This is a genomic window from Mesobacterium hydrothermale, assembly GCF_035818635.1.
Taxonomy (GTDB): Bacteria; Pseudomonadota; Alphaproteobacteria; order Rhodobacterales; family Rhodobacteraceae; genus Mesobacterium_A; species Mesobacterium_A hydrothermale.
On the sequence record NZ_JAYLLH010000001.1, the window covers coordinates 234,901 to 247,631 of the forward strand.

Sequence of the window (12,731 nt, forward strand, 5' to 3'; positions counted from 1 at the left end):
GAGTTTGTCACACAGGGAAAGACCGCCATGAATGCGCCAACGGACATTTCTATGAAAACCGACGAAGTGTTGCGCGTGGAACTGGAAGTTTTCCGCCGCGAACACCGCGAGCTGGACGAGGCGATCCGCGTGATGCAGGAACGCGGCACTGCCGATCAACTTATGCTGCAACGGCTGAAGAAGAAAAAGCTGCGGCTCAAGGACAAGATTGCCCTGATCGAGGACCGCCTGCTGCCGGATATCATTGCGTAAGGCAGGCAGTCGCTTATAACGGCGCCCCATGTGAAGGGGAATGCCATGATCGAACCGCAGACCGTCAAAGTGGGCATCATCATGGGCAGCCAGTCGGACTGGCCCACGATGAAGGAAGCCGCCGACATCCTTGATGCGCTGGGCATCGCCTATGAGGCCAGGATCGTGTCGGCCCATCGCACGCCCGACCGGCTGTGGGACTATGGCAAGACCGCCGTGGACCGGGGGCTGCAGGTGATCATTGCCGGGGCTGGTGGCGCAGCGCACCTGCCGGGGATGATGGCGTCCAAGACCCGCGTGCCGGTTGTGGGCGTCCCGGTGCAGACGCGGGCGCTCTCGGGCGTCGACAGCCTGTATTCCATCGTCCAGATGCCGCGCGGGTTCCCGGTGGCGACCATGGCAATCGGGGCTGCCGGTGCCGCCAATGCCGGGCTGATGGCGGCAGGAATCCTTGCGTTGAACGATCCCGCGCTGGCACAGCGGCTGGACCATTGGCGCGCCGATCTGTCCGCCTCGATTCCCGATTCCCCGCAGCACGACTGAGCGCCGGAGACACCAAGATGACAACTCCCCTTCCCGCGGGCGCCGTGATCGGCATTATCGGTGGCGGCCAGCTGGGCCGGATGCTGTCGGTTGCCGCCAGCCGTTTGGGCTATCGCACGCATGTCTTCGAACCCGGCGCCAACCCGCCCGCAGGCCATGTGGCCGACCGGGTGACGACGGCCGGTTACGACGATCACGCCGCGCTGCGCGCCTTCGGGGAGTCGGTCGACGTGATCACCTATGAATTCGAAAACATCCCGACCGAGGCGCTGGACGTCCTGGAAGGCGCGGCCCCGATCCGTCCGGGGCGCGAGGCGCTGCGCGTCAGCCAGGACCGGCTGACCGAAAAGACGTTCCTGCGGGACCTAGGGCTTGCGACGGCCCCCTTCGCAGATGTCCCGGATGCCGCCGCGCTGGATGCGGCGCTGGGCCGGATCGGGGCCCCCGCGATCCTGAAAACCCGCCGGTTCGGCTATGACGGCAAGGGACAGGCGCGGATCATGGCGGCGGGTGACGCGGCAAGCGCGCTGGCCGACATGAACGGCGCGCCTGCGATCCTGGAAGGGTTCGTGAGCTTCAGTGCCGAGGTGTCGGTTATCGCCGCGCGCGGGCAGGGCGGTGACGTGGCCTGTTTCGATCCGGGCGAAAACGTGCATCGCGACGGGATCCTGCGCACCACCACTGTCCCGGCGCGGCTGTCCGCCGCGCAACGCACCGACGCGGTGCTGCTGGCGGCCCGGATCCTGAACGCGCTGGACTATGTCGGCGTGATGGGGGTCGAGTTGTTCGTGACGCCGCAAGGGCTTGTGGTGAACGAAATTGCCCCCCGCGTGCACAATTCGGGCCACTGGACGCAGAATGGCTGCGCCGTGGACCAGTTCGAACAGCACATCCGCGCCGTGGCGGGCTGGCCGCTGGGCGATGGCAGCCGCTATGCCGACGTGGTGATGGAAAACCTGATCGGTGACGATCTGGACCGCGTTCCGGGCCTGGCGCGCAACGCCGATGTGGCGATCCACCTCTATGGCAAGGCAGAGGTGAAGGCCGGCCGCAAGATGGGCCATGTGAACCGGATCATCCGGGGCTGATCCGGGTCAATCGTTTCGCTTGGTCTTGTTTCTAAAGCAAGAACCGCCGCCCCGCCTCGCCGCTGAGATAGGTCAGACGTCCCCCGGCAAAGGTCGCGCCAACGCGGCCGGTGGCCTGTTCCAGCACCACCAGATCGGCCCTGAGCCCCGGCACGATGCGGCCGCGATCGGTCAGGCCAAGGATGCGGGCAGGGGTTTCCGACACCATCGCCCAGGCGGTCGGCAGGTCGCACAGGCCGGCCTCTGCCAACTGCCACGCGGCATGGCGCAGGGCGGGATAGTGGTAATCAGAGGCCAGCGCATCGCAAAGCCCCATCGCCACCAGATCGCGCGCCGACACGTTCCCGGCATGGCTGCCGCCACGCATCACGTTGGGCGCACCAAGGATCACCGGCGCGCCGCTGTCCTTCGCGGCCTGTGCGGCCTCGGTCGTTTCGGGGAATTCCGACACCATGACACCACGCCCGGCCCAGTCGGTGCGGGTGGCGGCATCGTGGTCGTCGTGGCTGCCCAGGGTAATGCCGCGCGCCAGCAGTTGCGCACACAGCTTGTCCAGCGCGGCGGGCACCGCGACGCCCTTTTGGTGCAGCGCGATCATGTAGGCGAAATGGTCCTCGGGGCTGCGCCCGCTCTTGAGCGCCTGTCCGGTCAGCCGCTTGGGCCTGCGGCCGGTGGCAAGCCGGTCGTGCTGAAGGTGGTCGTTGAACACCACATAGCGGATGCCAAATCGGTCGATGGCCCGCAAGGCGCGATCGAAATTTTCCAGAAGGTGGGTTTCCAGCCGCAATTGCAGGCGCAGGTCGGTGTCGACCTGACGGGAAATATCCGTCACGATTTCAAAGACATGTTCGGCAAAATCCGGGCCACGCATGCCGCCTTCCCAGCTGAAGAACTGGGCCAGAACGGCTGTGGTGATCCCGTTGGCGGCCAGTTCCGCCTCGGTCGCCAGCATGCCGTTCCGCGCCTCTTTCAGGGCACCGCGACGGGGGGCCATATGGCGTTCGAACCCGTCGCCGTGAATGTCGACCAGACCCGGCAGGATCAGGAACCCGCGCAGGTCGATTTCGCGGCCCGCGGGGGCGTCTGCGATCACGCTGTCCGCAAGGCACAGGCGCGTGTCGGCCAGCCCTTCTGGCAACAGCACTTGCGCGCCGGACAGGGTCAGGTCAGTCATCGGTGCATATCCCGATCAGGCACGCCAGTTCCCGTGCGGTAAAGCTTTTGGTCCAGTCGAGGTCCGGGTCGAACCGCCCCTCTTGCAGGAACAGCAGGACCTGCGCGATGACCGCGGGGGCCTGCATCATGAAGGTGTGTGTCACCGGCAAAGAGATGTGCGCCGCCATCCCGGCCACCCTGGTCGAGGCGACGGTGACCTTACCGTCGTCGGCACCCGGCAACATCGCGGAATAGATCGGGTTCAGCGACCGGTCCCCGGCGACCACGCCAAGGTCGAAATCGACCGGCGGCAGTTGTTTGGGAAAGCTGTCGGCACCGGTGCCCAGTTGCAATCCGGCGGGTCCGTTGATCCATTCAAACAGCTCGATCCCGCCCAATTCGTCAACGATTTCGCTGCCTTGGTTCGGTGGGCCCAACATCACGACGCGGCCCAGATGGTCTGGGCGGTGATCCTTCAGCCACGCACGCAGCAGGATGCCGCCCATGGAATGGGTGACGAAATGCACGGTGTCGGTCCCGCATGCCGCGACCGCGCGGGGCAGGGTCTGATCCACCAGCGTCTGGATCCGCGCGCTGGTCGAGGGGTAGCCGGGGACGATGGTCTTGTAGCCGTGGACCTCCAGCACCCGGGCCATCAGCGCGAAGGAGAATTCGCTGCGCGCCAGGCCATGCAGCAGGACCACGCAATCGGCGCGGGCCGTGGGGGCGATCAGCAGAAGGCAAAGGGCAAGGATCAGGCGCATAGGCTTGGCATACGCTGCAATCGGCGCCTATGAAAGGGGGCGCAAAGAAGGAGAGGCAGGATGTCGCCACGGTTGGCTGTCAGGGCGGTTTTGTTGCATCAAAACAGGTTGTTGCTGGTCAATGCCTATGCCGGGGGGATCAGCGACCTGTGGTGCGCGCCAGGCGGTGGCGTGGAAAAGGGCGCATCGCTGCCCGACAACCTGCGGCGCGAGGTTTTCGAAGAAACCGGGCTGACGGTGAAGGTCGGGCCGCCCTGTCTGGTCAATGAATTTCACAGTCCTGGCAAGGGGTTCCACCAGGTTGAGCTGTTTTTTCGCTGCACGCTGGAGGCGGGTGCGCTGGACCCGGACTGGCAGGACCCCGAGCGCATCGTGGACCAGCGCCGGTGGGTCACACAAGAGGAGGTGGCGGGGATCCGGCTGAAGCCCGACAGCCTGCCGCGCGTCGCCTGGCACCGGGGGTTCGGGTATGACCCGCTGGAGCTGATCGTGTCGTAAAACCGCGATGCACAATCCATGCACATCCGATGCACAGTCCATGCGCATGAGCATGTGTTTCGCGGCGGGGGCGGCTGTCAGTCCAGAACCACGATCCCGGTGTGCTTGGCCTTGTCCTCTGGCTCGACATGGATGGTGATGTTGGCGTCGGGGATCGCGGATTTCAGCGCGGTTTCGATCCGGTCGCAGATCGCGTGCGAGGCCGATACGGTGGTTTCGCCCGGCACCACGAGGTGGAAGTCGATGAAGGTGACGCGCCCGGCATGGCGGGTGCGCAGGTCGTGCGCCTCGACCGCGCCGCCGGCTTCGGTCGAGATCACGTCGCGGATGGTTTGCAGGGTTTCCGCCGGCACGGCTTCGTCCAGCAGGCCCGACAGGCTGTCGCGGATGACCTTGAAACCGGACCACAGGATATGAATCGCGACGATGATTGCCATCAGCGGATCAAGCAGCCACCAGCCGGTGGTCAGCGCCAGCAGGATGCCGATCGCCACGCCGACCGAGGTGACCACATCGGCCATCAGGTGTTTGCCATCCGCCGCCAGCGCGGGCGAGCGCAATGCCCGGCCCCGGGTGATCAGGATCCAGCCCCAAAGCGCGTTCAACACCGTCGCGCCGCCGTTGATGAGCAGACCGTTCAGAGGTTCGGCCACCGGCTGCGGATCGAGGATCGTTCCGGCGGCTTCGCGCAGGATCAGCAGCGCGGCGATCACGATCATCACGCCTTCCAGAACGGCGCTGAAGAATTCCGCCTTGTGGTGGCCGTAGGGGTGGTTGGCGTCCGCCGGCATGGCGGCAACGCGCACCGCGATCAGGGCGGCCACGGCGGTGGCCAGGTTCACCGTGCTTTCCAGCGCGTCGGACAGCAGTGCGACAGACCCGGTGACCCACCAGGCCGACGCCTTGAGCGCAAGCACGGCAAGGCCAACGATCAGGCTGCCAACAGCAAGTTGCATACGTTTGGTCACGGCGGCACCGTTCCGGTTGCTGGGTCTGCCTTGATAGCCATGCGGCGTGCGGGCTTCAACCGAAGCTTGGCGGCAATTCGTGACCTGGGGGTGAAAAAATTCAGGTGCTGCGCGGTTGATCCAGCTTCCAGCGCAGGTTTGCCCGAACCGCGGGCCATTCCGCGGCGGTGATCGAATAAACCGCGGTGTCGCGCAGCGTGCCTTTCGCCATGACCATGTGCGACCGCAAGATCCCGTCAAGCCTGGCGCCCAGCCGTTCGATGGCGCGGCGGCTTTGGTGATTCAGGAAATGGGTGCGGAATTCGACGGCGATGCAATCGAGCGTTTCGAAAGCCCGGGTCAGCAGCATCAGCTTGCAGTCGGTGTTGATCGGGGTGCGCTGCACGGCGGCGCGGTACCATGTCGATCCGATTTCCACCCGGCGGTTGGCGGCGTCGATGTTCATGTAGGTGGTCATGCCCACGGCCCGGCCCGTGGCGTTTTCGATCACGGCAAAGGGCAGCATGGAGCCAGCGCTGCGCAGCGACAGACGGCGGTCGATTTCCTTGGCCATGTCCTCGGGACGGGGGATCGAGGTGTACCACAGCCGGTACAGATCGCCATCGGCGGCGGCTTCGGTCAGGTCGGCGCAATGCGCCTGCGACAGGGGTTCCAGCGTGGCGTGGGGACCGGTGGCGGTGAAGGCTTCGGGCCAGGGGGACATGGATCATTCCTGCGTTTGCGAAGTTTCATGCACCATGGGTGCAACGGACTTTGGTCGCAACGCAGAAAAATGGCGCCCGGAGGCGCCATTTTCCGGTCCGGGGTCAGCCGTCCTGTTCGGCCAGCCAGCGTTCCGCTTCCAGCGCCGCCATGCATCCCATGCCCGCCGAGGTCACGGCCTGGCGGTACTTGTGGTCGATCAGGTCGCCCGCCGCAAAGACGCCGGGGATCGAGGTGGCGGTGCTGTCGGGTTCGGTCACGACATAGCCGCCCATGTGGGTTTCCAGCTTGTCCTTGACCAGTTCGTTGGCCGGGGCGTGGCCGATGGCGATGAACACCCCCTTGCAGGGGATTTCCGTGACCTCGCCGGTCTTGACGTTCTTGACCTTGACGCCTTCGACGCCCAGCGGGCTTTCGGTGCCGATGACTTCTTCGAGTTGGTGGAACCAGAGAGGTTCGATCTTGGGGTTCTTCATCAGGCGGTCTTGCAAGATCTTTTCGGCGCGCAGTTCGTCGCGGCGGTGGATCAGCGTGACCTTCGAGGCGAAGTTGGTCAGGAACAGCGCCTCTTCCACGGCGGTGTTGCCGCCGCCGATGACAACGATTTCCTGCCCGCGATAGAAGAAGCCGTCACAGGTGGCGCAGGCCGAGACACCGAAGCCCTTGAACTTGTCCTCGGACGGCAGGCCCAGCCATTTGGCGCGGGCACCGGTGGCCAGGATGATCGCATCCGCTTCGAACGTGGTGCCACTGTCGGCGTGGGCCTTGAACGGGCGGCTGTCGAGGTCGAGCGAGGTGATGTAATCCGACACGATTTCACAGCCCATGGCGCGGGCGTGGGCCTCCATCTTGACCATCAGGTCGGGGCCCTGGATTTCGGATTCGCCCGGCCAGTTCTCAACCTCGGTCGTGGTGGTCAACTGGCCACCGGGTTCCATCCCCTGCACGAGGATCGGTTCCAGCATGGCACGGCTGGCATAGACGCCGGCGGTATAGCCCGCGGGGCCAGAGCCAATGATCAGGACCTTGGTGCGGCGCGTGTCAGACATTTGGGGCCTCTTGTCTTGGAATGACGTATTCAACGGACCATATATCGTCGCGCCCGCTGCCGTTAAAGCCCCCTTGGCGTGGGGTGCCTGGTTCCTGCGTCGAATTGTTCAAGTTAAGATTGTTGCGCGTTCGCGAAATATTATTGCGCACACCCGCGGAGATGCTATAAGATTCGCACAAAACAAGAGGACGACAATGCCCGGTAACCGCCTTGATCCCATCGACCGCAAGATATTGTCCGAGCTTCAGGCCGACGGGCGGATGACGAATGTCGAACTGGCCAAGCGCGTGGGGATTTCCGCACCGCCCTGCCTGCGGCGGGTGCGGGCGCTGGAAGACCAGGGGTTTGTCCGGGGCTATCACGCCGACATCAACAGCCGCGAACTGGGGTTCGAGGTGCAGGTTTTCGCGATGGTGGGGCTGCAAAGCCAGGCCGAATCCGACCTGCGTGCATTTGAGGGACGCTGCCGGTCGTGGCCGCTGGTCCGGGAATGCCACATGCTGAACGGCGAGGTGGATTTCATCCTGAAATGCGTGGCACCCGACCTGAGCACGTTCCAGACCTTCCTGACGTCGGAACTGCTGACGGCGGACAACGTGGGCAGCGTCAAGACATCGCTGGTGATCCGCTGCGCCAAGGACGAACCGGGCGTGCCGTTCGACGTACTGGAAGAGCGGCTGAGCCGCTCTGCCTGACAGGGGTTTCCCGGGATTGAACTGAACGGATGGATGCCCGGCGATCAGCCGGACATCAGGTTGTCGATGACTTCGCGGGTGGTGCGGGTCATCGTCAGTTCGCCGAAATCTTCCAACATTTCCAGATTGGGGAACATCGACAGGAACAGGGCGCGCATGTTCTGTCCCAGGTCGGTCGCGATCGAGCGGCCGGGGTGATAGGTTTCCATTTCAAAACCGCCGGCGTTGATCGTGCCGTGGCGTTTCAGCGCCAGGTGATACAACTGCACGGAACTGGGTGGGGTCACGGCAAAGATGCGGTCATCGTCCTCGAAGTCGCGCACCGGGGCCAGAACGGTGGCGTTGCCGATCAGGCTTTGCAGTTTTTCGCGGCGCACGGTCATGCGGGCAGCGGGGCCGACCAGCAGATCGACCATCGGGCGCCCAAAGCCGAAGGTTTCCGCGGTGACCCGGTACAGGCTGGTGAGCGAGCTTTCCGAGGCCGGGGTGTTCGGCACGAAGACGGTAGAGCCGATCCAGACCACGGTTTCCAGGCCGCGGGTGGTTTCCAGGCGGTCGCCGGGCAACAGATCCTCGACCGCGATCGGGCCGGTTTCGGTTGCGATCAGCGTACCGCGGGCAAAGGCGCTGGCGGTTTCTTCGAACAGGGGGGTGGCCGGGGCAATCACCTGTTTGCTGGTGATCGACATGTCGGGCTGAAGGGCGGCGACTTCGTATTTGCGCATCAGCGACACGGGGCGGCGCTGGGGGGCTGGTCTGGTTTCGGCAGATTTGCCGGGAACCGGAAGTGCGACGGCGGTGTGCGCGCCAAGCGCACGGTGCTGGAGGCTGGCCATGTGATCACCCTGTGCAGTGGTCACAGTCGTGCTGGCCCCCACCAACAACAACGAAAGGACGAGTTACGGAACATGTAAAGTAAGGACAAAATGGCGTGAATTTCCCCATTCTGTCAAAACTGAAGCGCCGTAACCCGTGTTTCGCGTGTCAATCCCGAGGTCGGAACGCGGATTGTTCGGGGGGCGGGGACAAGTTTGCCACAATCTGGATCACGCCTGTCGAATCGCCTTGGAGGTCATCGGCTGGGCCTTCCACGGCAGGGTGACCTTTACCTCTTTCGAGGTCTTGAGGATGGACTTTGTAAAGCGGGACGTCTTGGTCTTCATGACACTGCTCCTTGTCACTGGTTACTTGAACACGTCACGGCCTGTTTTCGTGACAAGACCAGGATCGTTAACCAATGTGACCGGTTTGGGGCAGGGGCGGGACAATTCCGCGTTTTGGAAACAATTGTCCCGGATTCGGAATAAGTAATTGAAAGACATAAAAAATCCGACAATTCGCCTTGGAATCGCCGGGTGCGGATGGGATCGGACTGGTCTGGGTACCGGGCCGATTTGGCCGGGTGTGCGGGATGTCCCGTCGGGGATCAGATCCTTGCGCGATGCAGGGCGGGGATCGCCCGGGTTACGCCGCGCCCCTGATCTGCGGGGCGCGCGGTTCGCGTAGGGATCGGATCAGGCGCTCTTGAGTTCAAGCGGCTTGGCAACGCGCTTTTCGATCATGGCGGCCCGACGGGCACCGCGTTCCCACGGCATTGCTACGTCAGTGGTCTTCGAGGTCTTGACGATCGACTTAACGAAACGACGGGTTTTCATGGTCTTGCTCCTTGGGTTCGGCGCCCGGGCTGTTTACCGCTCGGACAGGATCAATATCGCGTTCCATTGGGGCGGGTCTTGGACCAGTTTTGGTTAATTTTGCGAAGTTTGTGCCGCAATTCAGACGCAATTGGTTAACGGCTTTAGGTCGTTGTAATTGCTTGTGAAAATGCCGCTTTTGGCCTGCTTTTGGCAGGTTTCAAAAGGGTAAATGTGGTCAGGAAATTGGTGAATCGGACAGATTCAGAGCCGGATCGTCGAAATCAGGCGGCCATAGTCGGCCTCTTTCTCGTGAACGGAGCGGCGGTAGGAGTAGAATCTCTTGGAATCACTGTAGGTGCAGTGACGGGTCCATTCCGAGTCGATTCCCGCCGCGCGCAGGCGGTGCAGACCAAAACCCGGAAGGTCGAAATGCAGGCGGTCGCCCGCGCCGCCGGCGAAGAAGCGCGAATAGGTCGGATCCTGTTCCATGAACGTGTCGAAGAATTCCGGCCCGACCTCGTAGTTGCGCTGGCTGATGCAGGGGCCGATGACGGCAAAGATGTTGTCGCGGTCGGCCCCCAGCGCGATCATCGCGTCCACGGTGTTTTCCAGAACCCCGTCCAGTGCACCGCGCCAGCCGGCGTGCGCGGCCCCGATCACCCCTGCCTCGGCATCGGCGAACAGCACCGGCTGGCAATCGGCGGTCAGGATTCCCAGTGCGATGCCGGGGGTGTTGCTGACCATCGCGTCGGCGCGGGGCTTGTCGGTGCCGAAGGCTTCGGTGACGGTGACCACATCCGGGGAGTGGACCTGATGCACGGTCAGCAGGCTGTCGAGGGGGACATCCATCGCGCTGGCCACGCGGCCGCGGTTGATCGTCACGATCTCGGCCTGATCGGTGGAGCCTGCGCCGCAGTTCAGACCCGCGAACACGCCAGAAGATGCGCCGCCGCGCCGGGTGAAGAACCCGTGACGCAGGGGGGCGAGGCAGTCGGACGTGATGATCTCGAGCGTCATGGGTCCAGTCCCGGTGGCGGTTGCGATCCGTCGGGATAGAGCCCGAGAATCTTGAACAAGGTCCCCATTTCCTTGGGGTGGGTCAACCGGCGATGTGCGGCAATATGCTGATCCAGCGTAGCGCCTTGCAGGCCGCGCGCAAGGGCCTGCGCGCGCTGGGTGAGGCCCAGCCGTTCAAGGAAGATGCCCTGCGGTGTCAGGCGGGTGAAACGGCAGGGAACGGCCTGTGCCAGCGCCTCGAAATCGACATGGGCGGTCAGGTCGCACTGGCCGGGGGCGGCCAGCGGATCGACAGGCTTGTGGGCCTGCACGGCCTGGAACGTGTCCCCGAGGGAACGCCAGTCGCCATAGTCGATCAGCAGCGCGGCGCCGCCATGCGCCTTGATCCGCGTGCCGATGGTAGCGGCGATGGCCTGCGCGGGGGCGCAGGTTTCGATCAGGTCGCCGTCTTTCGTGTCTTGCAGGCGGTGCGCCAGGGCGGCGTGCGGGACCGGGGCGGTTTCGCCGAAACTGAGTGCGCCGCCTGACAGGCCGATCACCCGTTCGGCCCAGCCGTCGCCGCGCCGGATGAACTGGCGGATCGGCAGGGCGTCGAAAAATTCGTTGGCCACCAGGAACAGCGGGGCGTCGGGCAGGGCGTCGACGCTGTCTGCCCAGGTGACGGGAGAGGTCTTCAGCGTCTCGCGCTGGGTGGCGCGCAGGGCGGGGCTGGCTTCGACCAGAACGATCCGGGCGGCGGCGTGAAAGCCGGGGACACGGGCGGTTGCGCGCAGGATATCGGCCATCAGCGTGCCGCGCCCGGGGCCGGGTTCGGCCAGGACGAAGGGCGTGGGCGCGCCCTGGTCCAGCCAAGCTTGCGCCAGCGACAGGCCGATCAGTTCGCCGAACATCTGGCTGATCTCTGGCGCGGTGACGAAATCCCCGGCAGCGCCGAAGGGCTGCGCCGTGGTGTAGTAGCCGTGTTCGGGGTGCAGCAGGCAGGTTGCCATGTATTGCGCCACGGTCAGCGGGCCGCTGGCGGCGATCTGTGCCCTGAGGATCGGCGCAAGCGCGGTCATGGGCGGGCTGCGCGGCTGCGCCAGATGGCATAGGCGCCGATCACGACCATCGGCAGGGACAGCAGTTGGCCCATGGTAAGGCCATAGCCGTTCAGGTGCAGCGCCAGTCCCAGCGGGTTGCCCGGAGAAATGAACTGTGCATCCGGCTGGCGAACGAATTCGACAAGAAAACGCGACAGGCCATAGCCCGCGAAGAACGTGCCGAAGACAAGGCCCGGGCGTTTCAGCGCGCCGCGGCGATAGGCCAGCCAGACCAGCACGACGGTCAGCAGCGCGCCTTCCAGCAGCGCTTCGTACAGTTGCGACGGGTGGCGGGCGCAGAGTTCGCCCAGCGGCTGGCCACAGTCTTGTGCGGCCGCGCCCGGGAAGATCACGGCCCAGGGCACATCGGTGGGGCGGCCCCAAAGCTCGGCGTTGATGAAATTGGCGATGCGCACAAGAAACAGCGCTGGCGGGGTGCCAAGCGCCATCATGTCGGCGGTGGACCACAGCGGCAGGGCCTGGCGGCGACAGTAGATGAAGACCGCCAGAATCACCCCGGTCAGCCCGCCGTGGAAGGCCATCCCGCCTTCCCACAAGTGCAGGATTTGGCCGGGGTTTTGCAGGTAGTAGCCAGGCTGGTAGATCAGCACGTAACCCAGCCGCCCGCCGAGGATGATGCCGATGACGATCCATGTCAGCAGGTCTTCCAGCTGTGCGGGCGTCATCGCGGGCCTGTCTTGCGGCCAGAGCGCAGGGCGGCGCAGCGCGTGCGTCGCCAGTTTCCAGCCGATCACGATGCCGACGATATAGGACAGCGCGTACCAGCGCAGGGCGAACTCCATCCCGAACAGCGTGATCGAGAAGATTTCGGGCGAAATGTTCGGAAAGGGAATACCGGCCTGCATGTGCGTCTCTGTGCCTCTGACAATCGGGGGAAGTCAACCTTGAGCCTCGGGGCGATGAGGCCCATATAGGGATCAAATGCAACGGCGGAGTAAGCGATGCAGACGCGGAACAAGGTGCTCGACGATATTTCCCAGCTTTTTACCAACGCCATGGGCGTGGCGCAGGGCGCGCGGGAAGAGGCCGAGACGGCGGTGAAGTCGATGATGGACCGCTGGCTGGCGGATCGCGATTTCGTGACGCGCGAGGAATTCGATGCCGTGCGTGCCATGGCCCAGAAGGCCCGCGAAGAGAACGAGGCTCTGAAAGCGCGTCTGGATGCCTTGGAGTCCGCGAAAAAGTAATCCGGGCATTTGCTGAAAATTTTCTGCTTAAGCCCGGTTTAACCTGCCTTCTGTCATGACGGTTCTGTCGAGAT

The 12,731-nt window shown here is 64.2% G+C and carries 16 protein-coding genes; 6 read left to right on the forward strand and 10 right to left on the reverse strand.

The window, feature by feature from the left end; genetic code table 11:
* Nucleotides 1-27 precede the first annotated feature (27 nt).
* From VK792_RS01125 to VK792_RS01135, 3 genes are read left to right on the forward strand one after another with little or no spacing between them, the layout of a single operon-like run.
* A complete protein-coding gene (locus VK792_RS01125; RefSeq protein ID WP_326295439.1) occupies nucleotides 28-252 on the forward strand; it encodes a YdcH family protein in 225 nt (74 codons plus the stop codon).
* A 45-nt stretch (nucleotides 253-297) separates the two neighbouring features.
* Entirely contained in the window at nucleotides 298-795 is a 498-nt protein-coding gene (gene purE, locus VK792_RS01130; protein ID WP_326295440.1) for a 5-(carboxyamino)imidazole ribonucleotide mutase, read from the forward strand.
* 17 nt (nucleotides 796-812) lie between these two features.
* Complete coding sequence (locus VK792_RS01135; RefSeq protein ID WP_326295441.1) at nucleotides 813-1,883, forward strand: 5-(carboxyamino)imidazole ribonucleotide synthase; 1,071 nt, start codon at nucleotides 813-815, stop codon at nucleotides 1,881-1,883.
* A 31-nt stretch (nucleotides 1,884-1,914) separates the two neighbouring features.
* Here VK792_RS01135 and VK792_RS01140 read toward each other — a convergent pair whose 3' ends face one another.
* Together VK792_RS01140 and VK792_RS01145 are read right to left on the reverse strand one after the other, a co-directional pair.
* Nucleotides 1,915-3,057 (reverse strand): alpha-D-ribose 1-methylphosphonate 5-triphosphate diphosphatase, encoded by a 1,143-nt coding sequence (locus VK792_RS01140; protein ID WP_326295442.1) that lies wholly within the window; start codon nucleotides 3,055-3,057, stop codon nucleotides 1,915-1,917.
* Nucleotides 3,050-3,802, reverse strand: coding sequence for an alpha/beta fold hydrolase (locus VK792_RS01145; protein WP_326295443.1), 753 nt, complete (start codon nucleotides 3,800-3,802; stop codon nucleotides 3,050-3,052). Before VK792_RS01145 ends, VK792_RS01140 begins: the two co-directional genes overlap by 8 nt.
* Before the next feature lie 60 nt (nucleotides 3,803-3,862).
* Between VK792_RS01145 and VK792_RS01150 the strand changes: the two genes are divergently transcribed.
* Nucleotides 3,863-4,300, forward strand: a complete 438-nt coding sequence (locus tag VK792_RS01150) for an NUDIX domain-containing protein (protein WP_326295444.1) — start codon at nucleotides 3,863-3,865, stop codon at nucleotides 4,298-4,300.
* A 77-nt stretch (nucleotides 4,301-4,377) separates the two neighbouring features.
* Here VK792_RS01150 and VK792_RS01155 read toward each other — a convergent pair whose 3' ends face one another.
* The 3 genes from VK792_RS01155 to trxB form a co-directional block, all read right to left on the reverse strand.
* Nucleotides 4,378-5,256 carry a cation diffusion facilitator family transporter gene (locus VK792_RS01155; protein ID WP_435404818.1) on the reverse strand — a complete coding sequence of 293 codons (879 nt, stop codon included), beginning with the start codon at nucleotides 5,254-5,256 and terminating at the stop codon, nucleotides 4,378-4,380.
* Between the two features lie 112 nt (nucleotides 5,257-5,368).
* Nucleotides 5,369-5,971, reverse strand: coding sequence for a GNAT family N-acetyltransferase (locus tag VK792_RS01160; protein ID WP_326295446.1), 603 nt, complete (start codon nucleotides 5,969-5,971; stop codon nucleotides 5,369-5,371).
* A 103-nt stretch (nucleotides 5,972-6,074) separates the two neighbouring features.
* Entirely contained in the window at nucleotides 6,075-7,019 is a 945-nt protein-coding gene (gene trxB, locus VK792_RS01165) for a thioredoxin-disulfide reductase (RefSeq protein ID WP_326295447.1), read from the reverse strand.
* A gap of 196 nt (nucleotides 7,020-7,215) precedes the next feature.
* On the opposite strand from trxB, the gene VK792_RS01170 reads away from it, so the two are divergent.
* A complete protein-coding gene (locus VK792_RS01170; RefSeq protein ID WP_326295448.1) occupies nucleotides 7,216-7,716 on the forward strand; it encodes an Lrp/AsnC family transcriptional regulator in 501 nt (166 codons plus the stop codon).
* A 44-nt stretch (nucleotides 7,717-7,760) separates the two neighbouring features.
* Here VK792_RS01170 and VK792_RS01175 read toward each other — a convergent pair whose 3' ends face one another.
* From VK792_RS01175 to lgt, 5 genes are all read right to left on the reverse strand, one after another.
* A complete protein-coding gene (locus VK792_RS01175; RefSeq protein ID WP_326295449.1) occupies nucleotides 7,761-8,552 on the reverse strand; it encodes a Hint domain-containing protein in 792 nt (263 codons plus the stop codon).
* A gap of 678 nt (nucleotides 8,553-9,230) precedes the next feature.
* Entirely contained in the window at nucleotides 9,231-9,371 is a 141-nt protein-coding gene (locus tag VK792_RS01180; RefSeq protein ID WP_326295450.1) for a hypothetical protein, read from the reverse strand.
* 243 nt (nucleotides 9,372-9,614) lie between these two features.
* Entirely contained in the window at nucleotides 9,615-10,370 is a 756-nt protein-coding gene (pgeF, locus tag VK792_RS01185) for a peptidoglycan editing factor PgeF (protein WP_326295451.1), read from the reverse strand.
* Nucleotides 10,367-11,428, reverse strand: coding sequence for a class I SAM-dependent methyltransferase (locus tag VK792_RS01190; RefSeq protein ID WP_326295452.1), 1,062 nt, complete (start codon nucleotides 11,426-11,428; stop codon nucleotides 10,367-10,369). The genes pgeF and VK792_RS01190 overlap by 4 nt, the downstream gene beginning before the upstream one ends.
* Nucleotides 11,425-12,315, reverse strand: coding sequence for a prolipoprotein diacylglyceryl transferase (gene lgt, locus VK792_RS01195; protein ID WP_326295453.1), 891 nt, complete (start codon nucleotides 12,313-12,315; stop codon nucleotides 11,425-11,427). Before lgt ends, VK792_RS01190 begins: the two co-directional genes overlap by 4 nt.
* Nucleotides 12,316-12,411: 96 nt before the next feature.
* Between lgt and VK792_RS01200 the strand changes: the two genes are divergently transcribed.
* The gene (locus tag VK792_RS01200; protein ID WP_326295454.1) at nucleotides 12,412-12,657 is read left to right on the forward strand and encodes an accessory factor UbiK family protein; all 246 of its coding nucleotides are present in this window, start codon (nucleotides 12,412-12,414) and stop codon (nucleotides 12,655-12,657) included.
* Nucleotides 12,658-12,731: the final 74 nt, after the last annotated feature.

Excerpts from the sequence above, each read along its gene's own strand:
- VK792_RS01125 (WP_326295439.1), top strand. The coding sequence starts at position 28 with ATGAATGCGCCAACGGACATTTCTATGAAAACCGACGAAGTGTTGCGC.
- purE (WP_326295440.1), top strand. The coding sequence starts at position 298 with ATGATCGAACCGCAGACCGTCAAAGTGGGCATCATCATGGGCAGCCAG.
- VK792_RS01135 (WP_326295441.1), top strand. The coding sequence starts at position 813 with ATGACAACTCCCCTTCCCGCGGGCGCCGTGATCGGCATTATCGGTGGC.
- VK792_RS01140 (WP_326295442.1), bottom strand. The coding sequence starts at position 3,057 with ATGACTGACCTGACCCTGTCCGGCGCGCAAGTGCTGTTGCCAGAAGGG.
- VK792_RS01145 (WP_326295443.1), bottom strand. The coding sequence starts at position 3,802 with ATGCGCCTGATCCTTGCCCTTTGCCTTCTGCTGATCGCCCCCACGGCC.
- VK792_RS01150 (WP_326295444.1), top strand. The coding sequence starts at position 3,863 with ATGTCGCCACGGTTGGCTGTCAGGGCGGTTTTGTTGCATCAAAACAGG.
- VK792_RS01155 (WP_435404818.1), bottom strand. The coding sequence starts at position 5,256 with ATGCAACTTGCTGTTGGCAGCCTGATCGTTGGCCTTGCCGTGCTTGCG.
- VK792_RS01160 (WP_326295446.1), bottom strand. The coding sequence starts at position 5,971 with ATGTCCCCCTGGCCCGAAGCCTTCACCGCCACCGGTCCCCACGCCACG.
- trxB (WP_326295447.1), bottom strand. The coding sequence starts at position 7,019 with ATGTCTGACACGCGCCGCACCAAGGTCCTGATCATTGGCTCTGGCCCC.
- VK792_RS01170 (WP_326295448.1), top strand. The coding sequence starts at position 7,216 with ATGCCCGGTAACCGCCTTGATCCCATCGACCGCAAGATATTGTCCGAG.
- VK792_RS01175 (WP_326295449.1), bottom strand. The coding sequence starts at position 8,552 with ATGGCCAGCCTCCAGCACCGTGCGCTTGGCGCGCACACCGCCGTCGCA.
- VK792_RS01180 (WP_326295450.1), bottom strand. The coding sequence starts at position 9,371 with ATGAAAACCCGTCGTTTCGTTAAGTCGATCGTCAAGACCTCGAAGACC.
- pgeF (WP_326295451.1), bottom strand. The coding sequence starts at position 10,370 with ATGACGCTCGAGATCATCACGTCCGACTGCCTCGCCCCCCTGCGTCAC.
- VK792_RS01190 (WP_326295452.1), bottom strand. The coding sequence starts at position 11,428 with ATGACCGCGCTTGCGCCGATCCTCAGGGCACAGATCGCCGCCAGCGGC.
- lgt (WP_326295453.1), bottom strand. The coding sequence starts at position 12,315 with ATGCAGGCCGGTATTCCCTTTCCGAACATTTCGCCCGAAATCTTCTCG.
- VK792_RS01200 (WP_326295454.1), top strand. The coding sequence starts at position 12,412 with ATGCAGACGCGGAACAAGGTGCTCGACGATATTTCCCAGCTTTTTACC.